This window comes from Sinorhizobium americanum (assembly GCF_001651855.1).
GTDB lineage: Bacteria > Pseudomonadota > Alphaproteobacteria > Rhizobiales > Rhizobiaceae > Sinorhizobium > Sinorhizobium americanum.
This window is the reverse complement of the sequence record NZ_LNQC01000049.1, coordinates 40,567-67,270: the sequence shown is the minus strand read 5'-3', so window position 1 is coordinate 67,270 and position 26,704 is coordinate 40,567. Positions and strand designations below refer to the sequence as shown.

At 62.4% G+C, this 26,704-nt stretch carries 24 protein-coding genes and 1 pseudogene; 19 read left to right on the top strand and 6 right to left on the bottom strand.

The features are described from left to right. The first annotated feature begins 162 nt into the window (after nucleotides 1-162). The 8 genes from ATC00_RS11220 (at nucleotide 163) to ATC00_RS11190 (ending at nucleotide 8,460) form a co-directional block, all read left to right on the top strand. On the top strand, nucleotides 163-1,923 hold the full coding sequence (locus ATC00_RS11220; RefSeq protein ID WP_064252802.1) for a cytochrome c biogenesis protein DipZ: 1,761 nt from the start codon (nucleotides 163-165) through the stop codon (nucleotides 1,921-1,923). Between the two features lie 42 nt (nucleotides 1,924-1,965). Beyond that, on the top strand, nucleotides 1,966-2,139 hold the full coding sequence (locus tag ATC00_RS32530; protein ID WP_156878008.1) for a hypothetical protein: 174 nt from the start codon (nucleotides 1,966-1,968) through the stop codon (nucleotides 2,137-2,139). Nucleotides 2,140-2,267: 128 nt separating this feature from the next. Continuing rightward, nucleotides 2,268-3,071, top strand: coding sequence for an SDR family NAD(P)-dependent oxidoreductase (locus ATC00_RS11215; protein ID WP_064252801.1), 804 nt, complete (start codon nucleotides 2,268-2,270; stop codon nucleotides 3,069-3,071). 67 nt (nucleotides 3,072-3,138) lie between these two features. Then, nucleotides 3,139-4,683: an MFS transporter gene (locus ATC00_RS11210; protein WP_064252800.1), complete on the top strand. Its 1,545-nt coding sequence runs from the start codon at nucleotides 3,139-3,141 to the stop codon at nucleotides 4,681-4,683. Nucleotides 4,684-4,745: 62 nt separating this feature from the next. After that, nucleotides 4,746-5,690 carry a GlxA family transcriptional regulator gene (locus ATC00_RS11205; protein ID WP_064252799.1) on the top strand — a complete coding sequence of 315 codons (945 nt, stop codon included), beginning with the start codon at nucleotides 4,746-4,748 and terminating at the stop codon, nucleotides 5,688-5,690. Between the two features lie 144 nt (nucleotides 5,691-5,834). Next, on the top strand, nucleotides 5,835-6,881 hold the full coding sequence (locus ATC00_RS11200; RefSeq protein WP_064252798.1) for an alpha/beta fold hydrolase: 1,047 nt from the start codon (nucleotides 5,835-5,837) through the stop codon (nucleotides 6,879-6,881). A 357-nt stretch (nucleotides 6,882-7,238) separates the two neighbouring features. Continuing rightward, nucleotides 7,239-7,655: an organic hydroperoxide resistance protein gene (locus ATC00_RS11195; protein WP_064252797.1), complete on the top strand. Its 417-nt coding sequence runs from the start codon at nucleotides 7,239-7,241 to the stop codon at nucleotides 7,653-7,655. A gap of 139 nt (nucleotides 7,656-7,794) precedes the next feature. Next, nucleotides 7,795-8,460 carry a VOC family protein gene (locus tag ATC00_RS11190; protein ID WP_064252796.1) on the top strand — a complete coding sequence of 222 codons (666 nt, stop codon included), beginning with the start codon at nucleotides 7,795-7,797 and terminating at the stop codon, nucleotides 8,458-8,460. Nucleotides 8,461-8,537: 77 nt separating this feature from the next. Here ATC00_RS11190 and ATC00_RS11185 read toward each other — a convergent pair whose 3' ends face one another. The 6 genes from ATC00_RS11185 to ATC00_RS11160 form a co-directional block, all read right to left on the bottom strand. Then, on the bottom strand, nucleotides 8,538-9,857 hold the full coding sequence (locus tag ATC00_RS11185) for a sensor histidine kinase (RefSeq protein WP_082912238.1): 1,320 nt from the start codon (nucleotides 9,855-9,857) through the stop codon (nucleotides 8,538-8,540). Next, nucleotides 9,857-10,594 carry a response regulator gene (locus tag ATC00_RS11180; RefSeq protein ID WP_064252794.1) on the bottom strand — a complete coding sequence of 246 codons (738 nt, stop codon included), beginning with the start codon at nucleotides 10,592-10,594 and terminating at the stop codon, nucleotides 9,857-9,859. The genes ATC00_RS11185 and ATC00_RS11180 overlap by 1 nt, the downstream gene beginning before the upstream one ends. An 88-nt stretch (nucleotides 10,595-10,682) precedes the next feature. Beyond that, the gene (locus tag ATC00_RS11175; RefSeq protein ID WP_064252793.1) at nucleotides 10,683-12,002 is read right to left on the bottom strand and encodes an epoxide hydrolase family protein; all 1,320 of its coding nucleotides are present in this window, start codon (nucleotides 12,000-12,002) and stop codon (nucleotides 10,683-10,685) included. A 45-nt stretch (nucleotides 12,003-12,047) separates the two neighbouring features. Beyond that, on the bottom strand, nucleotides 12,048-12,449 hold the full coding sequence (locus ATC00_RS11170) for a cupin domain-containing protein (RefSeq protein ID WP_064252792.1): 402 nt from the start codon (nucleotides 12,447-12,449) through the stop codon (nucleotides 12,048-12,050). 206 nt (nucleotides 12,450-12,655) lie between these two features. Next, nucleotides 12,656-12,853, bottom strand: a complete 198-nt coding sequence (locus tag ATC00_RS11165; protein WP_064252791.1) for a hypothetical protein — start codon at nucleotides 12,851-12,853, stop codon at nucleotides 12,656-12,658. A gap of 196 nt (nucleotides 12,854-13,049) precedes the next feature. After that, nucleotides 13,050-13,955 (bottom strand): LysR substrate-binding domain-containing protein, encoded by a 906-nt coding sequence (locus ATC00_RS11160; protein WP_064252790.1) that lies wholly within the window; start codon nucleotides 13,953-13,955, stop codon nucleotides 13,050-13,052. A gap of 217 nt (nucleotides 13,956-14,172) precedes the next feature. Between ATC00_RS11160 and ATC00_RS11155 the strand changes: the two genes are divergently transcribed. The 11 genes and pseudogenes from ATC00_RS11155 to ATC00_RS11105 all read left to right on the top strand — a co-directional run bounded on the left by ATC00_RS11155 (nucleotide 14,173) and on the right by ATC00_RS11105 (nucleotide 26,666). Then, nucleotides 14,173-15,444 carry an NAD(P)/FAD-dependent oxidoreductase gene (locus ATC00_RS11155; RefSeq protein ID WP_268801680.1) on the top strand — a complete coding sequence of 424 codons (1,272 nt, stop codon included), beginning with the start codon at nucleotides 14,173-14,175 and terminating at the stop codon, nucleotides 15,442-15,444. A gap of 17 nt (nucleotides 15,445-15,461) precedes the next feature. Next, entirely contained in the window at nucleotides 15,462-16,346 is an 885-nt protein-coding gene (locus ATC00_RS11150) for a dihydrodipicolinate synthase family protein (RefSeq protein ID WP_064252789.1), read from the top strand. Between the two features lie 45 nt (nucleotides 16,347-16,391). Beyond that, the gene (locus tag ATC00_RS11145) at nucleotides 16,392-17,099 is read left to right on the top strand and encodes an SDR family oxidoreductase (RefSeq protein ID WP_153045206.1); all 708 of its coding nucleotides are present in this window, start codon (nucleotides 16,392-16,394) and stop codon (nucleotides 17,097-17,099) included. Between the two features lie 161 nt (nucleotides 17,100-17,260). Continuing rightward, the gene (locus ATC00_RS11140) at nucleotides 17,261-18,112 is read left to right on the top strand and encodes a glycine betaine ABC transporter substrate-binding protein (RefSeq protein ID WP_064252787.1); all 852 of its coding nucleotides are present in this window, start codon (nucleotides 17,261-17,263) and stop codon (nucleotides 18,110-18,112) included. Between the two features lie 82 nt (nucleotides 18,113-18,194). Further along, nucleotides 18,195-19,283: a quaternary amine ABC transporter ATP-binding protein gene (locus ATC00_RS11135; RefSeq protein WP_064252786.1), complete on the top strand. Its 1,089-nt coding sequence runs from the start codon at nucleotides 18,195-18,197 to the stop codon at nucleotides 19,281-19,283. A gap of 12 nt (nucleotides 19,284-19,295) precedes the next feature. Further along, nucleotides 19,296-20,144 carry an ABC transporter permease gene (locus ATC00_RS11130; RefSeq protein ID WP_064252785.1) on the top strand — a complete coding sequence of 283 codons (849 nt, stop codon included), beginning with the start codon at nucleotides 19,296-19,298 and terminating at the stop codon, nucleotides 20,142-20,144. Continuing rightward, on the top strand, nucleotides 20,141-20,989 hold the full coding sequence (locus tag ATC00_RS11125; RefSeq protein WP_064252784.1) for an ABC transporter permease: 849 nt from the start codon (nucleotides 20,141-20,143) through the stop codon (nucleotides 20,987-20,989). Before ATC00_RS11130 ends, ATC00_RS11125 begins: the two co-directional genes overlap by 4 nt. Nucleotides 20,990-21,130: 141 nt before the next feature. After that, complete coding sequence (locus ATC00_RS11120; RefSeq protein WP_064252783.1) at nucleotides 21,131-23,578, top strand: GcvT family protein; 2,448 nt, start codon at nucleotides 21,131-21,133, stop codon at nucleotides 23,576-23,578. Between the two features lie 57 nt (nucleotides 23,579-23,635). Continuing rightward, on the top strand, nucleotides 23,636-24,502 hold the full coding sequence (locus ATC00_RS11115; protein WP_064252782.1) for an SDR family NAD(P)-dependent oxidoreductase: 867 nt from the start codon (nucleotides 23,636-23,638) through the stop codon (nucleotides 24,500-24,502). Beyond that, nucleotides 24,495-25,106: a dimethylsulfonioproprionate lyase family protein gene (locus ATC00_RS11110; protein ID WP_064252781.1), complete on the top strand. Its 612-nt coding sequence runs from the start codon at nucleotides 24,495-24,497 to the stop codon at nucleotides 25,104-25,106. The genes ATC00_RS11115 and ATC00_RS11110 overlap by 8 nt, the downstream gene beginning before the upstream one ends. An 85-nt stretch (nucleotides 25,107-25,191) precedes the next feature. Next, nucleotides 25,192-26,666, top strand: a pseudogene (locus tag ATC00_RS11105) (aldehyde dehydrogenase family protein). Nucleotides 26,667-26,704: the final 38 nt, after the last annotated feature.

The following is a 26,704-nucleotide window of genomic DNA, read 5'->3' as shown; positions in this document are numbered from 1 at the left end:
CTTCCCGGCTTTTTGGGGACAACAGAAGGCCCAAGCGGCCTCTTGCACTTTGATACAGATCCCCTGGAGCGAGGACACAACCGAGATACGTCACGCTGATCCCCTGCAGCGCGTAACAGCGCGACCGATGCAAGTGCGCCGGTCCAATGCAGAGGGACGACGATGATCCTTTTCACGATAGCTTATCTCGCCGGTGTGCTGACCATCGTCAGCCCCTGCATTCTCCCTGTCTTGCCCTTCGTGTTTTCACGAGCCGGTCAGCCATTTGCCAGGAGCATTCTTCCGATGCTCATCGGCAAGGTCGCGACATTCGCGGGCGTAGCAACGCTTGCCGCGGTCGGCGGCGACTGGGCGGTGCATGCAAACGAGGCCGGCCGATTTGCAGCAATCGCAGTGCTCGCGGTCCTCGGCGTGATGCTGGTGTCGCCGCAAGTTGCGGCCATGGTCACCCGTCCGGTAGTCGGGCTGGGCAATCGCCTCTCACAACGAACGGCCGGGCAGAAGGCGAGCGTCGGAGCATCATTGCTCCTTGGTGTCGCAACCGGGCTTCTCTGGGCCCCTTGCGCCGGCCCGGTCCTCGGGCTGGTTCTGACCGGCGCCGCCCTCCATGGCGCCAATGTGGGTACAACGCTTCTGCTGACGGCCTATGCGGCCGGCGCGGCGACCTCGCTGGCGCTGGCTGTGCTCGCCGGCGGAAGAGTGTTTGCGGCCATGAAGCGGTCGCTCGGTCTCGGCGAGCGTCTCCGGCAGGGCCTCGGCATTGCCGTGCTGGCGGGTGTCGCGGCAATTGCGCTCGGCCTCGATACCGGGCTGCTGGCGCGCCTCTCCTTTGCGGGCACCACGAGCATCGAGCAGTCGCTCCTCGATCGGCTGCATAGCGAACCCGCCCAGACGGCGGCGAACCATCGTGCCACACCAGCCGTGAACGGTCAGGTCCGGGGCTATCGAAGCAATCTGCCGGTGGAGGGTGTCTTTCCACCGCTCGACGGCGCAGTGGAGTGGCTGAATTCCAAGCCGCTGACGGTGGAAGAGCTGCGCGGCAAGGTGGTGCTCGTCGACTTCTGGACCTATTCCTGCATCAATTGCATCCGGACGATCCCCTATATACGCGCCTGGGCGGAGAAGTACCGGGAACAGGGCCTGGTGGTTATCGGCGTACATGCACCCGAATTCGCCTTCGAGCGGCGCATCGACAACGTCAAGCAGGCGGTCACGGATTTCAACATCGGTTATCCGGTTGCGGTCGACAACGACTTCGCGATCTGGCGCGCCTTCGGCAACAGCTACTGGCCGGCCCACTATCTCATCGATGCCGAGGGAAGGATCAGGCATCATCACTTCGGCGAGGGTGATTACGCGCAGTCGGAACGAGTCATCCAGGAGCTGCTGGCGGAAGCGGCGGGTAGCCGCCGAACTGGCAGCGGTCTTGTGCAGCCCGAGACAAAGGGCGCCGAAGTCGCGGCCGATCTCGCCAATCTTCAGTCCGGCGAGGACTATGTCGGCTATATGCGTGCCGCCAATTTCGCGTCCCCCGAGGCAGTGGCTGCCGACGAGGCGCGCGACTACACGGTCGGAAAGCCGCGCCTCAATCAGTGGGGCCTCGCCGGTAACTGGACCGTCGGTGCCGAGCAGGCAACGCTCAATCGCGCCGGAGGCGCGATCTCCTACAGGTTCAGCGCGCGCGACCTGCACCTCGTCCTCGGACCAGGGGCGAGCGGCAGGAAAGTGCGCTTCCAAGTGATGGTCGATGGCGCTGTACCGGGGCCGGATCACGGTTCAGACATCAATCCCAAGGGAAACGGAACGGTGAGTGAGACGCGCCTCTATCAGCTCGTGCGCCAGTCGGGAGAAGTGCGGGAGCGGACGTTCGAGATCCGCTTCCTTGATCCGGGCGTCGAGGCCTTCGTTTTCACGTTTGGATGAGCAACGCGATCCATAGGGCAGACCCAGAAAAGGAGAGTGCCAATGCGGATTTTTGCGGTGGCAATGGCCATCACGGCGCTCGCGGTCGCGCCCTGTGCATGGGACACCGATCCGCGAGAGACATCGGCGATCGCGGCGCTCGTGGGCGGGCCGACGTCTTCGCCTGATCAGGGTCCGATGCAGGCGACGCCGAGCCTGTCACTCCGGTCGCGCTGAAGGGCGTGATGGAACGAGGGTACTGGCCGAACGAGGGCAGCATGTCCTAAATTGCCGGATATACGACATTTGAGACATGGCGGTCTCGCCCTACTATCAAGGCTCCAAGCCAACCAATGGAGCCCGTCATGACCCAGCATTCGAAAGGTACCGCGCTGATTACCGGCGCTTCCTCCGGCATCGGGGCGATCTATGCTGATCGCCTGGCGCGCAGGGGATATGATCTGATCCTCGTCGCACGCAACCAGGCCCGCCTCAACGATCTCGCCAGGCGCCTGACCGACGAGACCGGCCGCGCCATCGAGGCCGTTGCGGCAGATCTCGGCAACGGGGACGATCTCGGCCGCGTCGAGCAAATACTTCGGAACGATGCCAGCATTGCCTTGCTGGTCAACAATGCCGGCGTCGGTGCAACCGGCCCGCTGCTCGCCTCCGACGTCGACAAGATGGAAGAGATGATCACGCTGAACGTCAACGCGCTGACGCGGTTAACCTATGCAGCGGTTCCCGGCTTCGTCGCCCGTCGGACCGGTGCGATCATCAACATTGCTTCGATCGTCGCTATCGCGCCGGAGCTGTTGAACGGCGTCTATGGCGGCAGCAAGGCCTATGTGCTCGCCTTTACCCAGTCGCTTCAGAAGGAACTCTCCGAAAAGAACATCCGCATTCAGGCGGTCCTCCCGGGGGCGACGGCCACCGACTTCTGGGGCATTGCCGGAACTCCTCTGGAGCATGTCCCGAGCGAGATCGTCATGGGCGCCGAAGACATGGTGGACGCCGCGCTCGCCGGCTTCGATTTCGGCGAACAAGTGACCATTCCGGCGCTGCCGGACGTTGCCGATTGGGAAACCTATGAGGCGGCGCGGCAGAAACTGATGCCGAACCTTTCTCTCCGGTCGCCGGCCGCTCGCTACCGCACTGCGGCCGTGTAAGGCGCGAACGATCGCCCAAACCACGCCGTGAACACCGGCACTTACTCGACCGCCGAGGAGGGTTCAAATGAGCACGCCCACCCTGACACGTGAAAATCTGCTATTCCTCGCGACCGGGCTGGCAGGCTCATTCCTGGTGAACCTGTCGGCCCAATTTGCCTCGGCAAACATCACCGACATCCAGGACGGGCTCTTGTCCAGTGCCGACGAGGGCTCCTGGATACTGACCGCCTATACGATGGGAAGTTGCGCCGGCATTGTCACCTCAGGCCTGCTGATCGGGGCCTTGAGCATCGGCCGTTACCTGGTTGCGAGCTCCATCCTGTTTGCGGCTGCGGCGCTCGCCGGTGCCCTGACGAGCGACCTTGGCGCCATGGTCGCACTCCGATCGCTGCAAGGCTTTGCAGCCGGCGGGTTCGGGCCGGCGGCATTCGTCGCCGTCTTCATGGTCGCCGGCGGACCGCGTCTCGCCTATGTGGTGGTGATACTGGCATTTGCCCTTCTCTTTTCCGGGACGGCAGGGGCTGCCATTGCCGGCTATCTCTCGGACAGTTTCGGTTGGCGCGCGCTTTTCGCCGTTCAGGCAGCGATCGGCGCGGCTCTGGCTCTTGCCGCCCGTCTTTGGGTTCCGCACAAGACCCTGAACTGGTCGGCGCTCAAGGGCCATTGGACGTCCATCCTCCTGTTGTCGCTCGCGCTTGCGAGCCTAATGCTGGTTCTCGCCCAGGGAGCGCGTCGCTTCTGGTTCGCAAGCGAGTTGATCGTCTGGGGCACGGCCCTGTCCGTTGCCGCGTGGGCGGGTTTCATTTTCGTGTCCCGCTCGTCCGCTCTGCCGCTTTTGGCACCGCGGCTCCTCCTCACACAGAAGTTCGGCCTTCCGATTGGGTTGAATTTCCTCCTCCGCGCCGGCCTCGCCGTGAGCTCATACCTTGTGCCGCAATTCCTCGCCACCGTAGAGGGTCATCGGCCGCTCGATGTCTCCGCACTCATGCTTTGGGCCGCGGCTGGGCAATTGTTCGCTCTCCCCTTGGTGTGGCGGTTTCTGCATCTATTCGATCTGCGCATCGCGATGGGAACCGGCCTTGTCCTCCTGGTGTTGGGCACCGTGCTCATGGGCAGCGAAGCCAGAACGTCCGCGGGGGACCTTTTCCACTATGGGCTCGCCCTTTATTCGGCCGGTCAATTGGTGCTGTTGACGCCCGCCATGGTCGTCGGCACGGGCAGTTTGAAGCCCGCGGACCTTCCGACAGCGTCGCTGACATTCAATATCAGCAACCTGGCGGGAACGACGTTCGGCGTCGGGGTTCTCTCCAGCATCGTTACCGAGCGTCAGAAGGTTCATTCGGACGCACTCGCCGACGCCGAGCGGATTTACAGCCTCGCCGGCGCTGTTGCGGGCCGGGTTGCGAGCGACGCCGGCGCCACGGTGCGGGCGGCAGTGCAGATTGGGTCAGCGGCTCGGCGGCAGGCCTGGGCGCTCGCGTTCGGCGACGGCTTTCTCGCCATTGCCGTCATGTTGGTGCTCGGCTTTGTCGCGGTTGTGGCTATAGGCCGTTCGCCGCCATTGTCGCGTCCGGTCCGGATTTCTCAGGAAGAAGCCGCTCGAGACTGAGTGGCGGTTTGTCTCCAGCGGGAATATCGTACCCTCGCATATTTCCAGCAAGGATGTTGCCCATGCATAGGATCGGCTTTGTCGTCTTTCCAAGATTCCAGCTCATGGGCTTCGCGGCGGTAACCGCCTTCGAGATGGCGAACTCCGCGCTGGGGGAGCCGGCATATGAGATAGAGCTGCTCTCGGAAGCGGGCGGCGAGGTAAAGTCGTCGGCCGGCTTCGGCGTCCTCACGAAAGCCTTCGACGAAACGCCTTATGAGACCGTCATGTTTGGCGCCGGCACGACGATCGAGCCAATGACGCCCGCGCTGATTGCATTTTCGCGCCGCGCGGTTGAAACGTCGCGCCGGGTGGCCGCGCCCTGCACCGGCGCCTTCGTTCTTGCCGAAGCTGGTCTGCTCGACGGACGCCGCGCGACCACCCATTGGGCCTTCGCCCGCCAGCTCCAGGAGCGCTTCCCCGCGGTCAAGGTCGAGGACGATCGCATCTTCATCGTTGACGGAAGCGTGTGGACGTCGGCAGGAATGACGGCGAGCATCGATCTTGCGCTTGCGATGATCGAGGAGGACCATGGCCAGGACGTTGCGCGCAACGTCGCCCGCAAGCTTGTCGTCTATCACCGGCGCGCCGGGGGCCAATCGCAATTTTCGGCCTTGCTCGAGCTCGAGCCGAAGTCCGACCGGGTCCAGAAATCGATTGACTACGCCAAGGCGAATCTCCGCGGCGTGTTGTCGGTGGAAGAGTTGGCGGATGCGGCGGGGCTGAGTCCGCGCCAGTTCAGCCGGGCGTTTCGGGCAGAGACGGGACAATCTCCCGCCAAGGCAGTGGAGAATCTCCGCGTCGAGGCGGCGCGGCTGATGATGGAGCAGGGCCGGCACTCCATGGACGTGATCGCGGTGGAGGTCGGTTTCGCCGATCCGGATCGCATGCGCCGCGCCTTTCTTCGCACGCTTGGGCAGCCACCGCAAACGATCCGGCGGAATGCGCGTGAAAGCGCGTCCGCATAGTGCAGCCGCCCGTGGAAATGTAACCCACTGTATCTTGGCTCGGGTGAACTACACGAGCTTTCAATCGCGGTCTCGCGAAGTCACAACGGAGATACATACAAACAGCATTCCGAGACTGTAGTTCACACAGTCCGGAGACGATCTATGACAGGGGAAATCAATCTGCAGAGGCGGCGCTTCATGGGAGCGGCGGCGTTGACGCTCGCCGCCGCGCAATTGGGCATCAGCGGCGTTGCCGCGGCAAAATCAGCCTCTGAAGCCGGCATTCCGGCGATCACGGCAGGGACGAACACATCCTTCGCCTCGCTGAAGCAGATCGTTGCGGGCGTTCTTGATGTCGGCTACGCCGAACTCGGCTCTGGTGATGCGCCTGTGGTTATCCTTCTGCACGGCTGGCCCTATGACATCCACACCTATGTCGACGTGGCGCCCTTGCTGGCGGAGGCCGGCTACCGGGTGATTATTCCCTATCTGCGCGGCTATGGGACGACGCGCTTTCTTGCGCCGGAGACGCCTCGCAATGGCCAGCAGGCGGCAATCGCCGCCGACATCATCGCCTTGATGGACGCGCTTGGGATCGAAAGGGCGGTCATCGGCGGATGCGATTGGGGCGCGCGCACAGCCAACATTATCGCCGCTCTCTGGCCGGAGCGGTGCAAGGCCCTTGTATCCGTGAGCGGCTACCTCATAGCAAGCCGTGAAGCCAACAAGATGCCACTGCCGCCCGGCGCCGAGCATGCCTGGTGGTACCAGTTCTACTTTGCCACAGACCGCGGGCGCGCCGGCTACGAGCGAAACCGAACGGAATTCGCGAGGCTTATCTGGCAGCTCGCATCACCGAAATGGACATTCGACGACGCCACCTTCAACCGCAGCGCGGCCGCTTTCGAGAACCCGGATCATGTCGATATCACGATCCACAATTACCGTTGGCGGATCAGCCTGGCAGACGGCGAGCAAAAATACGATGCTCTCGAAGAAAGGCTCGCCCAATTCCCGTTGATCGGCGTGCCGACCATCACCCTGGAGGGCGATGCCAATGGTGCACCGCATCCGGAGCCCGCATCCTACGCCAAGAAGTTTTCCGGCACGTACGAGCATCGGCTGATCACCGGCGGCATTGGTCACAACCTGCCGCAGGAAGCGCCTCAAGCCTTTGCGCAGGCCATCATCGACGTCGATCATTTCTGATCACTTTTGCCCCGCAGCCCGGCCGCATCCTTTTGGGCTCTCCGAGATCGCTGTACACTTCCAAAGCGCGTCCGCATTCAACGAATGCGGACGCGCTTTGGGTATTGTCTTCATGCATCTCGCGTTCAACCGTGGCGCACCCTTCGCGCGACAGGGGCGAATTGCTCCACCCTCTTACGCGTCGCCTCTGACAGCGCGTTCGTATCGTAGTGTGTCGTTCCGCATTCTGCCGGCATTCGCTTACTTTTCCGCCCGGCGACGAAACATTCCATACACGTGCGGAGCGGCATGTGTGCCTCGACAGTCGGACAATCCAAATTGGCTCGGCGTCATCAACTCCGTCGAAGGAAGGACACCATGACCGAGATCGAGAAGGTACTTTACACCGGCAAGACGCACACCACCGGTGGCCGTGAAGGCGCATCCCGCAGTTCTGACGGGCGCCTCGACATCAAGCTTTCCTCACCCGGCAGTTCGGGGCAGGGGACCAATCCGGAGCAGCTCTTTGCGGCCGGCTGGTCGGCCTGCTTCATCGGAGCAATCGGAAAGGCGGCCAGCGAGCGGAAGGTAACGCTTCCGGCCGATCTGGCGGTCGATGCGGAAGTGGATCTTCGCCATGGCGCAGGCTCCTATTCGTTGCAGGCCCGGCTCAATGTGAGCCTGCCGGGCATCGACCGTGACACGGCAGAGGCGCTGGTCGAGCGGGCGCATCAGACCTGCCCCTACTCCAAGGCGACACGCGGCAATATCGACGTCGCGATCAACATCGTCTGACACTGAAGGAGATGCCCCGACCGGACGCGTTTCGGTCGGGGAGAGCCGGCGATTTTCGCGCCAGCCCACGGCAGCGTTCAGATCGCGGCACGCCAATTTGCACCGGCGCGATGCGCCTCTCAAACACAAGGAGAAAATCATGAGCACTGCAATCAACAGCGAAACAGCGCAGCCGATCGACATGAAGCTCGAGGTCATCGTCGTCCCCGTCTCGGATGTCGAGCGCGCCAAAGCATTCTACGCGAGCCTCGGCTGGCGCCTCGATGCTGATTTTGCCGGGGATGACGGCTACCGGGTGATCCAGTTCACACCGCCGGGATCCGGCGCCTCGGTCATCTTCGGAAAAAATGTCACTGACGCGCGACCGGGCTCCGCCCAAGGCCTGTACCTCGTCGTTTCCGACATAGAGGCCGCCCGCGAGGACTTGCGTCGCCGCGGCATCGATATCAGCGAAGTGTTTCATGCCGGCGACGTGCAGGCGGGCAACGACGAGCCCTATCTGTTTGGGCGGCATAGGGTTGGCGGTGCGGATCCCGATCGCCGCAGCTACCGCTCTTATGCCTCGTTCCGCGATCCGGATGGCAACGGCTGGCTTTTCCAGGAGGTCACCACGCGGTTGCCCGGGCGGATCGACGCGAGCACCACGACATTCGCCTCGGCCACCGATCTTGCGGGCGCGTTCCGCCGCGCCGAGGCCGCCCACGGCGAATACGAGAAGCAGCTCGGTCACCGCGACGAGGATTGGCCGAACTGGTACGCCGAATACATCGTGCGGGAGCAGACGGGCGAGCCGCAGCGCGCCTGAATGGGCTGCTGCATGAATGATGCCACATCAGGGCGGCCGGGGCCGCCCTGATGTATTATTATCGAGGGGCTGAGGGCCTATTGTCGGAGACTGATTTCGGCCAGCAGACCGCCGCCGTCGCGGTTGCGCAAGGTGAGCGTGGCACCAATCGCGGTTGCGAGCTGATGGGCGATTGCAAGGCCAAGTCCCGTGCCCCCGGTGTCGCGGTTACGCGACTGCTCCAGGCGGAAGAAGGGTTTCAGGACTGCTTCCAACTGGTCGTCCGGAATGCCGGGACCGCGATCGAGCACTTTGATGAAGACGGTGCCGTCCTGGCGCTGAGCCTCGATTTCCGCACTGCCGGCGAACTTGAGCGCATTGTCGATCAGGTTGGTGAGGATCCGCCGCAAGGCGTGAGGCCGGGTCACAATCGCGCCGCCTGCCAATTCCCCGATCGTGACCGCCTTGCCGGTATCCTGATAGTCATAGGCAAGGCTCTCGATGAACGAGGCGAGATCGATGCGTGAGGCTTTCTCCTCCTTGCCGTGGGCGCTGCGTGCATAGGCGACCCCTTCCTTGACGAGGCGCTCGACTTCGCCAAGGTCCTGGAGCAGCTTGTCCCGCTCGGCGGATCCGTCGGCCATTTCGGCGCGCAGCTTCATGCGGGTGATCGGCGTCTGCAGATCATGTGAGATCGCAGCAAGGATCTGCACGCGCTCCTCCAGATACTGCGCGATGCGATCCCGCATCGCATTGAAGGCTGTTGCCGCGTAGGCCACTTCCGTCGGTCCGGTCTCGGCGAGGCGCGGCGTGCTGCTGTTCGGGTCCAGCGTGTCGGCGGCTCTCGCCAGATTGGCGAGAGGACGGATCGCCTGTCGCACCGCGAACCAGCTGCACAATAGCAACAGCGAAAGCTGCGCAACGAGCACGTAAGGCAGCCAGTCGGCAACGGGCATGACGCCCCTTGGCGTGACGTCTATCGTCAGTGGCTCGCCGTCGCTCAAGCGAAGATGCGCCTGAAGATGGCGCGTCGGTCCGGGGATCGATTCGACCTTGGTCGGGTATTTCGCGCCTATTGCAGCCTGGATCTTGGCGGCGACCTCGGCGTCGTTGGGCTCAAGTACAGTATCGCCGGAAATGCCCGGCCCCAGAACGAACCGGTAGGAGCCGCGAGCAAGTTGATCGAGCCAGGCGGCGCGTTCGGCCGCAGGCAGCCGGTCGAGGATGGCGATCGAGGTCGCAACGTCGTTTTCGAGCGTATTGAACATCACCGACCTGGCGGCGACATAGCGTTCTGAAAACAGCACCGCAAATGACATGGCGTGAGCGATCGCCAGACCGGCAAGAAGGATAATGAACAGTCGCGCCCTGAGTGTGCGCGGCCATAGACGAATTCCTTTGAGGGCGGCCGTCGCCATCAGCGCGGTTCCACGATTTCGACCGGCATCGAGAAAACATAGCCTTCGCTGCGGACCGTCTTGATGTAGGTCGGCTCGCGGGCATCGTCGCCGAGGCGCTGGCGAACCCGGCTGACCAGGAGATCGATGGAGCGGTCAAAGAGTTCGGCGTCGCGTCCCTGCGTCAGATTGAGCAATTGGTCTCGGTTGAGGACGCGCTGGGGATGGTCGACGAAGACGCGCAGCAGCCGGTATTCGGCTCCGCTGAGCGCAATCACCGTGCCGTCCGCATCGATCAGGTGCCTTGCCGTGGTGTCGAGCTTCCATTGACCGAAACGCAGCAGCTGGCCGGCTTCCGAGATCTGCAGGTTGGGAGGCAGCATGCGCGCGCGCCGCAGGACCGCCTTGATGCGGGCGAGCAACTCGCGTGCCGAAAACGGCTTGGCGAGATAGTCGTCGGCGCCCATTTCGAGACCGATGATGCGGTCCATCTCGTCGGAGCGGGCAGTCAGCATGACAATCGGTGTCGCCTTGTGTCTACCGACGCGCAGCTCGCGGCTCAAAACCAGCCCATCGTCGCCTGGCATCATCAGGTCGAGGATGATGAGGTCGACCGTGTTGGCCTCGAGGAACGCGCGCATCTGCCGCCCGTCGGCGACGGCGGTGACGCGCAGGCCGTTCTTCTTCAGGTAGCTCGACACAAGCTCCCGGATTTCCCGATCGTCATCAACGATCAAGATGTGGTCGATGTGCTCCATGGCGCGATCTCCACCGTTCGACTGCCATTACTTATCAAAATGAGAGCGCCGTGGTAGCGGAATTCACCGCTTCGTGCGCCCGTGCCGATTAGAGTTGACGCATCGGCCGGAAAGCCGCCCGCAGCTCGGCGCTGAACAGGTCCGGCTCTTCCCAGGCGGCGAAATGGCCGCCCTTGTCGGCGCGGTTGTAGTAAATCAGGTTGAGGTAGGCGCGTCCCGCCCAGCTCTTCGGCGGCCTGTAAACTTCTCCGGGGAAGATTGTCACCGCCGCCGGGATCGCGATCGGGGCCGACTTGCCAGTGCCGGCGCTGTTCTCCCAGTAAATCCGGCCGCTTGAGGTCCCGGTATTCGTCAGCCAGTAGAGCGTGATGTTGTCGAGGATCTCGTCGCGGCTCAGCGCGCGTTCCGGTTCGCCACGGGTGAACACCCAGTCGGCGAGCTTGTCATAGAACCACGCCGCCAGTCCGACCGGCGAGTCGGCCAGACTGTAACCGATGGTTTGCGGGCGCGTCGCCATGAGCGCCGCATAGCCGAAACCTTTACTGAGGAACTCCCTGGCCTCATCAAAAACTGCCCGTTCCTCGGCGGTGAGGTCGGCCGGTGCAGGATCGCCGCTTCTCAACGCCTTGGCAATTTCTGGCGGGATCGTGGTTGCGCGCTCGATCCGGTTGACGTGAATGCCAAGCAGACCTTCGGGAGCCCGGCGAGCCAGGGCATCGGAGATGATCGCACCCCAGTCGCCACCCTGGGACACGTAGGTCATATATCCAAGCCGTGTCATGAGAACGTCCCAGGCTTGGGCAACTCGGTCCGGGTTCCAGCCTGTAGCTTTCGGCTTCTCGGAAAAGCCGAAGCCGGGAATGGACGGAAGCACGAGATGGAAGGCGTCCTCCGCGACCCCTCCATGCGCCGTGGGATCAGTCAGCGGACCGATGACTTTCAGCAGTTCGAAGACCGACCCGGGCCAGCCGTGGGTCATGATGAGCGGCAATGCATCTGCATGACGGGAGCGAACATGGATGAAGTGGATGTCGAGGCCATCGATCTTCGTCAGGAACTGCGGGAGGGCGTTGAGTTTCGCTTCCGCCTTAAGCCAGTCGTAGTGCGTTTCCCAGTAGCTGACGAGTGATTGAAGCTTCGCAAGCTGCACGCCCTGGGAGCGGTCGTCGACCGTCTCCGGGTCGGGCCAGCGTGTGGCGGCAAGGCGCTGGCGGAGGTCGACGAGCGCTGCCGCCGGCACATCCACACGGAAGGGGCGAACGGCATCGGCGTCCAAGATCGCGGACGCAGCCGCTTGGGCGAGGGCCGTTGCAGGGCGCAAAGCCGTAAAGGCTGCCGCCGCAGCTCCGTTCAGGAGCAGAGCCCGGCGGGACAACACGGGCGCGTCGGACACTCGCTGTGCGGTCATCTTCGCACTTCCTTCCAGGTGGTTCTCAGTATCCATGTCAATCGCTCACTTGACCGGAACGACCAGCGGGGTGCCTTTCTCGACAACGTATGTCGCAAGCTCCGATGCCTTGCCGTTGCCGACATTCTTCGCCACGTGCGCCACTCCGGCCGGGATAAACAAGGCTTCCCCGGCATGAAGGATGACCGGTGCTCTCCCCTCGAGCTGATATTCCAGCGAGCCTTCGAGGACATAGGCAATCTCTTCACCCGGATGAGAGTGCTTGATGGAGACTGCTTCCTGTTCGAAATCGACCCGCACCTGGACTGCCTCGCGGCCAGCCGTACCGAGGTCGTGCTGCAGGAGATCCGTGCGCTGAATGCCCGCTTGTTGAGCGTTGGCCGCATGCAGCGCCAATCCGCTTCCAACGATCAGCAGTGCAGCCGCCATGATCCGAGACGTTTTCATATCATCGTCCTTTCGCCTATTGGGTCGAGCTTCGTTTTCGAAGCCAATGCCGCCATTTGAGCGCCTGTGTGTATCGACGATGTGTCTGCCCGACTCGACGTTTGTAACGACATGTGTCGCGGAAGTGGCGAAGCGAACTCGTGTGCCCTGTCGGGCTGACCATTGCCGTACCGGAGCGCCCATCAACTGCGTGCAGCGCAACGCCCTCACGACGTCGTCGTCAGTCGGCCGCGGTGAGCGTCCCCGGCTGCGCGATCACCCAGGCGACCGCCACACTCCACGAGACGGCCGCGGAAACGCCAACCCAGAGCGCCAAAGAGCGGCGACAGCGTCAGCGCGGCGAGGCAAACGAAGATCAGGAGAGAGGTGAAGGAGCCCTCGCGCAGTTGCATAGCCTGCGGCATCTCGGCTTCGCCAAAGGATTCGTGCCGACGATCAGGCAAAATGCAGCACAATGTCGAGTGTGCTGACCACGAAGCTCAGCCACAATGGATGAGCCCTAGCTTCACCAGCCTGTTATGGCAGAAACCGATCAGGTAAAAGACGACTAGACCTGAGAGCGTCAAAGCGAGGGCCGCGTTCCACTCGGCGAATGCCGTTTCAGCGTAGGTCCCTAGTCTGCGAGAGCAACCACGCAACAAGAATGTCGAGGTTCTCCTGTTCGGCTCTTCGTTGGTTGGCGACCAGGAAAAACGCTCCTCCCGTCCGCACGGAAACGTCCAGTGGCTTCACGAGGAGCTTGTTCCGAAGCAACAGCTGAGCTGAAAAATTCCATCCGAGAGCAATACCCTCACCCGAGAGTGCTCCCTGCATAACAAGCTGATAGTCGTTCAACACCATTTTGGGCGGTGCTTGCACCGATCCGGCTCCCACGAGGTCGAACCATTCCTCCCAGCCGATCCGCTTGCGGTGGGCGTCGAAGGAGTGGAGCAACTGGTGGTCAGGCAGGTCCGCGACGGTTCTTATGCGAGGGCGTTCGGCAAGGTAGGCAGGCGAGCACACCGGGAACACTACCTCGTCGCAAACGAACCACGTGTTTTGCCGCTGAAATCCCCGATCCCGAATCCAGATCGTCATGTCGATTTCGGAGTCAGGCTCCACGTCCCGGTCGGTGGTGACGACCTTGATCTTCAGGTTCGGGTGGTCGTGCTGGAGCTGGTAGAGCTTGGGCATAAGCCAATGTGCGGCCACTGACGTGGATGCCGCCAGCGTCAGGTATTGGGTGGCTTCGGGGGAGATCGCCCTGAAGCTGTCCTCCATCCTGGTAAAGCTCGCCCGCACGCCGTCGTAAAGCACCCGCCCGGCCTCGGTGAGCTGCACGCCCCTGTTCTCCCTTACGAATAGGGCGGTGCCGCAATGCTTCTCCAGAGCCTTTATCGAATGGGAAACGCTTGGCTGTGTGACGTTCAACTCCTTTGAAGCCGCTGCGAAATTCAGGTTTCGGGCAGCTGCTTCGAAGACGAACAAGGAATGCGGCGACGGCAGCAGGGAGCGGAGCTTTGACATGAATGGGATTCATATCAGGTGACATCTTTTCCGTCTACAGAGAGTGTCTTTTGTATGTTTAGCTCGCGACAGACTTTAACGGCGGGATGCTCGGGAGGCCCCGCGAAATTTACCAGAACCGAGAGAGAACAACGTGGCTCCGACACATCGAAACGCGCCGCGGGAGCATGTTTCCGTGCCCCGACCACACGATGAACCGACGGTGTCGGGCTGGTATATGACATCGGGGCCAGACCTCCCGCTGCTCTCCCAAAGCGGTCAGACGAACTGCGAGTGCCTGGTGATAGGCGCGGGATGGATGGGTTTGCATGCCGCCCGCCGCTACGCCGAGCTTCGTCCGGACGCGACGGTCGTTCTGGTCGATGCGGGGCGCATTGGCAACAACGCGTCCGGCCGCTGCATGGGTTTCGCGATCGACCTAGCGCACAATCCGCGCAAGCAGGATTTCGTGGAAGACATCAAGGGCAATCGCGAGGAGCTCGAAGTCAACCTGGACGGCAACGCCTACCTGCGTTCCTCCGTCGAGGAACTCGGGGTGGATTGCGACTGGGACCCGCAGGGCAAATACCATAGCGCCGCGACCGAGCACGGCGTGGCCGACCTCGTCAATTTCTCCCACGCCCTCGACAAGATGGGACAGAGCTACCGCTGGGTCGAAAAGGATGAGATTCAGGCGCTGACCGGAAGCAGGCACTACATCCGGGCGCTGCACCACCCCGGGACGATCCTGATCCACCCGGCGAAATATCTGAAGAACGCCGCGCGCGCTCTGCCGAAGAACGTCACAGTCTACGAGTATACGGCGATCACCGGAGCCGACTACGGCAAGCCGTTCCACACGTTCCAGACGCCGACGGGCGTGATCACGGCCAGCAAGGTCATCATCTGCGCGGCGGGCTACCTCACCGAGTTTGGTTTCTATCCGAACAGCGCGATCCCGCTCTATACCTTTGCCAGCATGACCCGCGAGCTGACGACCGCGGAGCTGGCCAAGGTCGGCGATCGTGGAGGCTACGGGCTGATCCCGGCCAACAGCTTCGGCACGACTGTCCGGCGCACAAACGACAACCGCCTCATTCTGCGGAACGTCTACTCCTACGCGGCCGATTTCAAGACCACGTTCAAGGATGTCGAAAGCGCGAAGATGCAACAGCAGGTCGCGTTCGACCGCCGATGGCCGGAGCTTTCGTCGATGGGATTCGTGGCGAGCTGGGGCGGCCTGCTGACGCTCGCGCAGAACGGCGGCATGGTCTTCGGCGAACTCGCGGACAACGTCTTCGGCGCGGCATTCTGCAACGGCACAGGGGTTTCGAGAGGGACATCCTTCGGCAAATCCGTCGCCGAACTCGCCGTGGGCCGATCGTCGCCCATCATCGAAATCCTCAAGCGGCGCGTCGCGCCTTCACGCGCCTATCCGAAGCTCATCACATCGACGGGCGTCCGGTTCGTCACGGGATGGCGCTTCAAACAGGCTGGCAAGGAAGTTTAGCGAAAGGGACTACAAGAATGGCTGATCTCAAGGGCATCAATCTCGCGATGCAAACCCCGTTCAACGACGACGGGACGGTGAACTTCCAGATTTTCGAGGAACTGATCGACAAGTATGTTGATGCGGGGGTTCACGGACTGGTGCTCGGTGCCGGCACCGGACAGCATCCCTACCTCACCGAGGACGAGTGCAACAAGCTCTACGAGATAGGTGCCAAGCGCATAGGCAGCCGCTGCAACGTCATCTGCCAGACGTCCGCGTTGAATATGGACGAGGTGATCCGACGCTCCCGGCATGCGGAATCGATCGGCGCTGATGCACTCATGATCCTTCCGCCCTATTTCGAGGGTCCGGGCGACGACGACGGCCTGTTCGCCTTCTACAAGGAAATCGATGCCGCGATCGGCATCGACATCATCGGATACAACATTCCGCAGAACACGGGCATTTCGGTCTCGGTCGAACTCCTGCAACGCCTCACGACGCTCAGGAATTTCAACTGGATCAAGGATAGCGCTGGCGACCTCACCGTCCATCAGGAGTATCTGTCGACATCGGCGTCGGTTCTGAACGGCTGCGACACGACCACGGTCTACGCATTGATGGCGGGTACGAAGGGCGTGATCTGGGGCGGGGCGAACTACATGCCTCACGAGGCGGTCCGTCTCTACGACCTCGTTTCCGCTGGCAAATACGCGGAAGCCCTGGAGCTTTGGAAGCGGATGCTTCCCTCTCTCCTCTTCATCTGGAGAACGCATTACACGCCGTCCGTCGTGCGGGCAGCCCAGCTCCGCGGCTACGGAACGGGCAATGTCCGCAAGCCCCTCGCGAAACTGAAGGCAGAACAGGACAGGGCGCTTCAGGAGGCCCTCGCGCCCTTGCTCGACGGTTCAACGCGCTAGATCGCCAAACACCAACTCTTTCGAACTGGAGCTCCGCTCGTGAACTTGGAAACCTCGAAACCAGTCGCGATCATAACGGGAGGCGGCCGCGAAATGGGAGCGGCCATCGCCCGCGAACTCCATCGTGCCGGCTACCGCCTGGTTCTCATGTCGCCTTCGGGCAGTTCGGAAGCGCTTGCTGTCGAACTTGGCGGCAAGGGGATGCGCGGCTCCACTGACAGTCTGGCCGATCTCGAGGCATTGGTTGCACTCGCCCGCTCGGCCTATGGCCGGATCGACGCTGTCGTCAACAACACCGCTCATCCGCCGACGGGCGATCTGCTCGAGATCGACGACGCGGTCTGGGAAGACGGTAACCGTTCGATCCTGCTCTCGGTCCAACGGATGGCGAAGCTCGTGACCCCTCTCATGCTCGACCAGGGAGGCGGAGCGTTCCTCAACATCACGACGCTCGCCACCTTCGAACCGGACGCGAACTATCCCATCTCGTGCGCCTACCGGGCGGCCGTGGCCGCCTACACCAAGATGTACTCGGACAAGTACGGTCCCCGGAACATCCGCATGAACGCGCTTCTTCCCGGTTACATCGCCAGTATGGCGCATCCAGCCGAGGCGGCCGATCCGATCCCGCTTCGCCGGATCGGTACCGTCGCCGAGATCGCCAAGACGGCTGCGTTCATGCTTTCCGAGGACGCGGGCTACATCACCGGTCAGAACCTGCGTGTGGATGGCGGACTGACGAGACACATGTGAATGCCCGGAGAGCGAGCGCCGAGGGGCGCGGGCTCCGGTTCGACCGAGAGGTCGGGAGGACGGAATTGCGTGCACGCCACGAGACTTGATGACTCGCCGCGCAATGAGGAGCCCGTAACGGGTCTCCGATGGAGTGGGAACAATACGGAGGAGTGAGTGAAATGAAGGCATTGTTGAAAGCACTGGTCGCGGCGGCGATGGTGGGCATGACGTTCCTGTCCGCCCACGCGGAGGAGAAGACCATTACGATGGGAACCTTGTCCTGGGAGGATCTGATGCCCATCACGGGTATCACGAAGAAAGTCCTCGAAGACCAGGGCTACACGGTCAAGGTCGTCCCGTTCTCCGAATGGGGCATCGCGTTCGCAGCGCTCGGCAAGGGCGACATTCAAATCCTGACATCGCACGTGAACTACGTGACCTACGACTACTGGGACAAGAACAAGCGGCGTCTCGAGAAAATCTCGCCGGTTTCGCATGGCCTCTATCAGGCTGTCGCCGTTCCGAACTACGTGAACATCGACACGATGGAGCAGTTGAACGAGAACGCCGACAAGTTCGGCAACAAGATCATCGGCGTCGAGCCGGGTTCCGGTCTTATGCGCGACATGGCCACCGCCTCCAAGGAATACGATCTCAAGCTTCAGACCGTCGAGGGCAGCACCGCCGCAATGACGGCCGCCCTGAAATCGGCAGTCGAACGGAAGGAATGGATCGCGGTGACGATCTGGGAACCTTCCTGGATGATGCAGAAGTATCCGCTGAAGTTCCTCAAGGACTCGAAGAACATCTTCCCCGCGGCGCAGACCTACTACTGGATCGGGACCAAGGGCTTTTCCGAGGAAAATCCCCGAGCTCGCGAGATCATCTCGAGCGTCTATGTTCCGCTTGCTGACATAACCGCCATCAACGGTGCGGTCGCCGACGGTAAGACCATGGACGAAGCGATCAAGGACTGGACCGACAATCATGCGGATCTCCTGAAGCGTTGGGAAAACATCAAGGGAGAATGATCGAAGCAGGCGAGCCGCGGCGGCGTCGACGGCTCGCCCTCCGCCAATAATGACCGGTCGTAGACTGGCTCTGGGGAATGTCATGGAAAAGAAAATCAATGACAACGACGTGCTGCTCGACTGCCGGAACGTCTGGAAGATATTCGGGGCACGCGCTCCCGCAGCGGTGAAGGCGGTCTCCGAGCGTGGCCTGTCGAAGAAGCAAGTCCTCCAGGACTTCGACTGTGTGGTCGGCGTCGCGGACGCCAGCCTGCAGTTACGCCGAGGGGAAATCTTCTGCGTGATGGGCCTGTCCGGCAGCGGCAAGTCCACGCTTGTCCGTCTCTTCAACCGCCTGATCGAACCGAGCCTTGGCACCATCACGGTGAAAGGGCGGGAAATCTCGGCCCTGAAACCTGCGGAACTGCGCGAGATGCGTGCCAACACCATCGGCATGGTATTCCAGAGCGTCGCGCTCTTGCCGTACAGAACGGTGCTCGAGAATGCTGCTTTCGGGCTTGAAGTGCGCGGTATCGCCAGGGAGCAACGCAACGAGATCGCGCTTGCCGCCCTGGGAAAGGTCGGCTTGTCCGACTGGACCGCAAGGTACCCTTCCGAACTGTCGGGCGGCATGCAACAGCGCGTCGGGCTCGCCCGGGCGCTCGCCGCTGACCCAGAGATCATCCTGATGGACGAGCCGTTCAGCGCTCTCGATCCGCTTATCCGCCGACAGCTCCAGGACGAGTTCCGGCAACTGACGAAATCGTTGGGCAAGTCGTCGGTGTTCATTACCCATGACCTCGACGAGGCCATCCGTATCGGCGATCGGATCGCCATCATGAAGGACGGTGTCATCGTTCAGGTCGGTACCGCCGAGGAGATCGTCACCAGGCCGGCGGACGACTATGTCGCCGACTTCGTCGCGGGTATTTCGCGAATCCATCTGGTGAAGGCGCATTCCGTGATGAAGCCAGTCGCCGAGTTCAGGGCCGCGCATCCCAACTGCGATGTCGACGCCCTGCTCAGGACAACGCCGGATGCCGACATCGGAGAGCTTATCGATCTGACGATGCAATCGGATCGCGATGCCGTAGCGGTCGTGCACGACGGCAAGGTCGTCGGCGTGGTCACCGCCAGAGGTCTGCTTCGCGGCGTCGCGGGCAGTCCCGCTGAAGCTCGCGCGGCGGCTTGATAGGAGGGCTCAATGGACACCTCAGTCCTCACCGACACTTTCGACATATGGGTCGATGACGGGCTTGCCTGGATCAGCGACAACGGCGAGTGGGCTTTCGACTTTTTGCGGGGAATACTTGAGGGCACCTACGACGGCATCCTCTGGCTCCTCCAGTTCGCGCCGTTCTATGTCGTCACCCTCATCGTGGCGTTGCTTACCTGGAGGCTGATGGGTCTCGTTTCCGCGATCTTGACGGGCGTCGCGCTCGCATTCTGCGCCATCATGGGTTTATGGGCTGAAACCATGAGCACGCTCGCACTGGTGGCCACCGCCACAGTTCTGGCGCTCGCGGTCGCCATTCCAATCGGTATCGCGGCGGGATTCCTGGCCACCCTGAACAAAGCACTCGAACCCGTTCTGGACCTTATCCAGACGCTTCCGCCATACATCTACCTCCTGCCAGCAATCGCGCTTCTGGGCTATGGCCCGGCAACGGCATTGATCGCCACGGTCGTCGTGGCGATGCCACCCGCGATCCGCCTGACCTCGCTCGGCATCCGGATGACGCCGCACGAGTTCATCGAACTCGGCCATGCGAGCGGCCTCACACCCGGGCAGATGTTCACGAAGATCAGGCTTCCGTTCGCTATCCCGAGTGTCATGGCGGGCATCAATCAAAGTCTGATGATGTCCTTCGGCATGGTGGTTATCGCGGGCATCGTCGGCTCCGGCGGTCTTGGCGAAACGATCTACGGAGCGGTACGAACGCTTGATATCGCCACATCCATCAACGCCGCGATCGCGATCGTCATCCTGACGATGATCCTGGATCGACTGACCCAGAATGCGGCCCGCCGCGTCAAGGCAGGTGCAAGATGAACTTCGAACTGTTGCTTTTTTCCCCGGGCGCATATCTGGCGCCGGCGGTCGACTGGCTCAACGCGAACTTTCATCCGTTCTTCGACGCTGTCTCCAAGGCGGTCGAGTCCGTTCTTGTCGCCTTCGAGTCGGCGCTGCTCTACCCGCCCGCCTATGTCGTGATAACCGTGGCAGTCTTGGCCGCCGCCTATTTCACCACGGTTCGCGTTGCGCTGGTGGTGTTGGTGTCGCTCGGCTTCTGCCTGCTGGCAGGTCTCTGGACGGCGTGCATGCAGACGGTCGCTCTCGTCGTCGTCGCGGTTTTTGTCTCCGTCCTGATCGCGTTTCCCCTCGGGGTTCTCGCCTCGCGACATAAAAGACTTGAAGCGGGGCTTCGGCCCATCCTGGACGTGATGCAGACCGTCCCGCCTTGGGTCTACCTGATCCCCGCGGTCATGGTCTTCAGCCTCGGACGCGTCCCCGCGACCATCGCCACCATTGTCTACGGCATTCCGCCCATGCTGCGGCTCACCACGTTGGCTTTCAACCAGGTGCCCAAGCCCCTGGTCGAGATGGGACAGGCGATCGGCGCACCGACACGGTCGATCCTGTTCAAGATCGAAATTCCTTCGGCGATGCCGACGCTCATCGTAGGCTTGAACCAGTGCATCCTGCTGTCCCTCGCCATGGTCGTCCTGGCCGGCCTCGTCGGCGGCGGAGGCCTGGGTGCGGAGGTCACGCGGGGGCTGACGCGAATGGAGATGGGCCTCGGCCTTCGGGCCGGGCTGTCGATCGTCGCGGTCGCCATCCTCCTGGACCGGGTTTCGAAGGGCGCGCTTCAGAGCCGTCGCCGAAGACTGGGATAGCGGGCCGCAAACGTAAGACCGCAATCGGGCTCTCCGCGCCGCCGACTGAGCGGATTGGGGAACTGCGCCCGCCGCCCGGGCAAATTCATTAACGACCTGTTGGCCTGTCAGGGCCGACCCAAACTGCGAAAGAAGACGCGCATGCCCAATTTGCCAACGAAAGCTCGAGTTGTTGTCATCGGCGGAGGAATTTCCGGATGCTCCGTCGCCTACCACCTGGCGAAGCTCGGATGGACCGACATCGTTCTGCTCGAAAGGAAGCAACTGACATCCGGCACGACTTGGCATGCCGCTGGCCTGATCGGGCAGTTGCGCGCGTCGCAGAACATGACCCGGCTCGCGAAATACTCGGCCGACCTTTACGTGAAGCTCGAAGCCGAGACCGGGATCGCAACCGGCATGCGCCAAAACGGTTCCATTACCGTCGCCCTCACCGAGGAGCGCAAGCAGGAAATCTATCGGCAGGCGACTCTCGCGAGGGCGTTCGACATCGACGTGAACGAGGTCTCTCCTCGTGAGGTCAACGAGATGTATCCACATCTCAATATCTCCGACGTCGTCGGGGCCGTCCACCTTCCGCTCGATGGACAGTGCGACCCGGCGAATATCGCGATGGCACTCGCAAAGGGGGCAAGGCGGCTTGGCGCGAAAATCCTGGAGAACGTCAAGGTCACCGATGTTCACAAGCGCGACGGGAGGGTCACGGGCGTTTCATGGGCCAGCGGTGAGGACGCCGGAACGATCGAAACCGATTTGGTGGTCAATTGCGGCGGCATGTGGGGCCGCGATCTGGCCGCGAGATCGGGCGTGACGCTTCCGCTCCATGCCTGCGAGCACTTCTACATCGTGACCGAGGCCATCGAAAACCTCACCCGCCTCCCTGTTCTGCGCGTCCCGGACGAATGCGCCTACTACAAGGAAGACGCGGGCAAGATGATGCTGGGTGCCTTCGAACCAAGGGCAAAGCCGTGGGGCATGGAGGGGATCCGCGAGGATTTCTGTTTCGACCAGCTCCCCGAGGACTTCGACCATTTCGAGCCGATACTCGCGATGGCCGTAAACCGGATGCCGATGCTGGAAACGGCGGGGATTCACACGTTCTTCAACGGTCCGGAGTCCTTCACCCCCGACGATCGCTACTATCTCGGCGAGGCCCCCGAGGTGAAAGGCTATTGGATCGCCGCGGGCTACAATTCCATCGGCATCGTCTCGTCCGGCGGCGCGGGCTTCGCGCTAGCGCAATGGATGAATGACGGCGAGCCGCCCTTCGATCTGTGGGACGTCGACATCCGCCGGGCGCAGCCGTTCCAGAAGAACCGCGCTTACCTCAAGGAGCGGGTGACGGAGACCCTCGGTCTGCTCTACGCCGACCATTTCCCCTATCGCCAGGTCGAGACCTCGCGCGGCATCCGCCGCTCGCCGCTGCATGAACACCTCAAGGCACGTGGTGCCGTGTTCGGCGAAGTCGCCGGATGGGAGCGCGCCAACTGGTTCGCCAAACCGGGCCAGGAACGCGAATACCGCTATAGCTGGAATCGGCAGAACTGGTTCGAGAACCAGAGGGAGGAACACCTCGCCGTTAGAAACGGCGTCGGCCTGTTCGACATGACCTCTTTCGGAAAGATCAGGGTCGAAGGCCGCGACGCTTGCGCGTTTCTCAATCGGCTGTGCGCGAACCAAATGGATGTCGCGCCTGGCAGGATCGTCTACACCCAGATGCTCAACAAGAAAGGTGGGATCGAGAGCGATCTCACCGTCACCCGCCTCTCGGAGACGGCATTCTTCGCGGTCGTTCCGGGCGCGACGCTGCAGCGTGATCTTGCCTGGATGCGCAAGCACGTGCGGGACGGCGAATTCGTCGTCATCACAGATATCACCGCTTCGGAATCCGTTCTCGTCCTGATGGGTCCCAAGGCACGCGAGGTGATCAACCGGGTCAGCCCCAACAACTTTTCCAACGAGGCGTTTCCGTTCGGGACCGCGCAGGAGATCGAAATCGGCATGGGGCTCGCCCGTGCCCACCGAGTGACGTATGTCGGCGAATTGGGATGGGAGCTCTATGTCTCGTCCGACCAGGCGGCGCATGTTTTCGAGGCGCTCGAAGAGGCGGGCGCGGCGTCCGACCTTAGACTGTGCGGCCTCCATACGCTCGACTCCTGCCGGATCGAAAAGGCTTTCAGGCACTTCGGGCACGACATCACGGACGAGGATCACGTTCTCGAGGCCGGGCTTGGGTTCGCGGTCAAGACCGACAAGGTCGACTTCACCGGCCGCGACGCGATCCTTAGAAAGCGGGAAGAGGGTCTCAAGCGGCGGATGCTTCAGTTCAGGCTCCACGATCCGGAACCCCTGGTGTTTCACAACGAAGCGCTCGTGCGCGACGGCAAGATCGTCTCCATCATCACTTCCGGGAACTACGGCCACCATCTGGGGGCCGCGATCGGGATGGGCTATGTTCCCTGCCGCGGCGAAAGCGACGATGACATCCTCGCGTCGAAATACGAGATCGAGATCGCCGGTGAACGCTTCCCGGCTCATGCCTCGTTGAAGCCGATGTACGACCCGAAAGGCGAACGCACGAGGATGTAAGCTCTCTTTGTGTTCAAGGCGGTCGGCCCGAACGGACATCACGAGAGGAGAGGTGGCATGACGAACTGGTTTATCACCGGCATATCGCGCGGCCTCGGCCGGGCGTTGGCCACGGCGGCGTTGGCGCGGGGCGATACCGTGGTTGGAACTGCGCGTTCCGGGTCGTTTTCGCTCGACCACGAGTTCGGCACGCTCCACGTCCTCGCGGCCGATCTGGGCGCGCAAGGGTCCGCCGAGGCGAGTGTCACGAGAGCGTTTGAGCTCGTCGGCACGATCGACGTCGTCGTCAACAACGCCGGTCATGGACTTCTCGGCGCGGTGGAGAGCGCCACCGACCAGGAGGTCCAGGCGCTTTTCGCCGTCGACTTCTTCGCGCCGCTGCGTATCATCCAAACGGCGTTGCCGCATCTCCGCAAACAAGGCTCCGGACACATCATCAACATTACTTCGATCGCAGGGCGCGCGCCCACGACCGGGACGGCCATCTACACAGCCGCGAAATCCGCGCTCGAAGGTCTTTCGATGGGGTTGGCCCTGGAGGTCGCCCCGCTCGGCGTCAAGGTGACGGCCGTCGCTCCCGGAGCATTTCGGACCGATTTCCTCTCCCCCAGGTCCATCCAGCGAAGCGGGGCTGCGGATGCCGCCTATTCGGAGACCATCGGCCGCAGTGCGGCGGCATTCGAAACGGCGGACGGACATCAGGTTGGCGATCCCGAACTCGCCGCGATGGCGATCATCGCTCTGGCCGACAGCGATGACCCGCCTCTGCACCTGCTGCTCGGTAGCGATGCCCTGGCTCGGGCACGTGCCAAGCTTGAGCGCGTCATCGAAGAGATCGACGCATGGGAGTCAGTGACACGCATTACCGACTTCAGAGAGCAATCCGGCGCTGGCGACGATGCAGGAGGTCAGGAACATGCATGACCGTTCGCCGCTTGTCAGCGCCTTCGTCGAGGCAGCTCGCTCGGCCCTTTCGTCCGCAACGGTGGATGGGGCCACTAAGTCCGCTCTGGCGAAGGTCTTCGGCTCGATATCTTCCGGCCGCCCTCTGTCCGCATCTCGGCGCGAAATGTTTCCCGTCTGCGCCTTGGTCGACCCCTTGCTCGAGGAACTCGAAGGCAAGGACGAGCGGCTTGGCGATCTTGCGAAAACCCTGCGGCCCCTCCTGTCGCACCTTGGATGGAGGCGAAGAGAGGGCGGGCCGAACGCGTCGGACAATTTCATGGACGGGCACGCGACCGGGATGATCATCGGACCCGGAGGTGCGGAGGATCGCCACGACGTCTGGGTCGGTCTGACGATCATGCGGCCGAACGTCCGCTATCCCGACCATTCGCATCCGCCCGAGGAGGTCTACCTCGCTCTCTCGAACGGAGAGTTCCGGCAGGACGAAGCCGAATGGTTCGACCCGGGCATCGGCGGCGTCTTCCATAGCCCGCCGGGCATAGTCCATGGCATGCGCTCGGGAGAGGCACCGATGCTCGCCCTCTGGCTTCTTCCGATCGTTCCCAAGCCCTCGACGAGCTGAACGTTCGACCGTCAGCAATGCCCTCAACCAAGCGAGAACCCTCCGCGTCGGCCAAACAACGATGCGCCATATAGAAGGAATGCCAATGCGAAACGAACTCTTTATCGATGGTTGCTGGGTCAAGCCCGTCAAGGGCGGCACATTCCCGATCTTGAATCCCGCAACCGAAGAGATTGTTCATCACGGGCCATCCGGCACCGCCGAAGATGTGGACCTCGCGGTGCTTGCGGCACGTCGGGCGTTTGATCATGGCCCCTGGCCGAAGATGTCGGGAGGTGAACGCGCCCGGTATCTTCGTGCGATCGCAACGGGCATTCGCAACAGGCTTTCGGAACTTGCCCAAATGGAGACTATCGACAACGGCAAGCCGATCCCCGAAGCGGAATGGGACATCGGCGACGCGGCGGGTTGTTTCGATTTCTATGCCGACCTTGCCGAGGAACTCGATCGGAACCCGGAAGAGCGAATCACGCTGGCCGACGACCGTTTCACCTCGAAGGCGGTCAAGGAGCCAGTAGGCGTGGTCGGAGCCATTATCCCGTGGAACTACCCATTGCTCATGGCGCGTGGAAGGTCGCGCCGGCGCTCGCGGCCGGATGCACCATGGTCCTCAAGCCCGCAGAGCTGACGTCGATGACGGCGATGGAACTCGGGGTGATCGCTGAGGCGGCCGACTTGCCTCCGGGCGTACTCAATATCGTCACCGGAGCCGGACCGGTTGCCGGACAGGCGCTGGTCGACCATTCCGATGTCGACAAGCTTGCCTTCACCGGCTCCGGTGCAGTCGGCTCCAAGATCATGCAGGCGGCCGCCCGCGACATCAAGCGCGTGAGCCTGGAACTAGGCGGCAAGTCGCCGTTCCTCGTGTTCGACGATTCCGATATCGACGCCGCCGTCGAGTGGGTGATGTTCGGCATATTCTGGAACCAGGGCGAGGTGTGCTCGGCGACGTCCCGCGTGTTGGTCCAGCAAGACATCTACGAACCGTTCCTCAAACGCCTCGTCGAGGAGACGAGAAAGATCAAGATTGGCGACGGCCAGGAGCCGGGCGTACTGCTCGGACCTTTGGTGTCTCGACGCCAGATGGACCAGGTCCTCGCCGCCATCGACAAGGCTCGCTCCGACGGCGCTCGCGTAGCGGTCGGCGGCGGCAGGCCCGCGGGATTCAACAGGGGCTTCTACGTCGAACCGACGGTGCTGGTCGACGTCCCGCCGGAGAGCGACGCCTGGAAGGAGGAGATCTTCGGCCCGGTCGTCTGCCTGCGGTCATTCGCGACCGAAGACGAAGCCATCGCATTGGCAAACGACAGCAAGTTCGGTCTCGCGGCCGCAGTGATGTCCAAGGACGACGCACGCGCGGATCGGGTCGCCGCGGCGCTGCGCGCCGGCATCGTCTGGATCAACTGCTCGCAGCCGACATTCACGGAAGCGCCATGGGGCGGATACAAACAGTCCGGGATCGGGCGTGAACTCGGCCGCTGGGGTCTCGAGAACTATCTCGAGACCAAGCAGATCACCCGCTTCGTCAGCGAAGAACGGTGGGGCTGGTACATCAAGTGAACGGACGCTGCTGCTTAATGCATGTCGCCCAAAAGTGT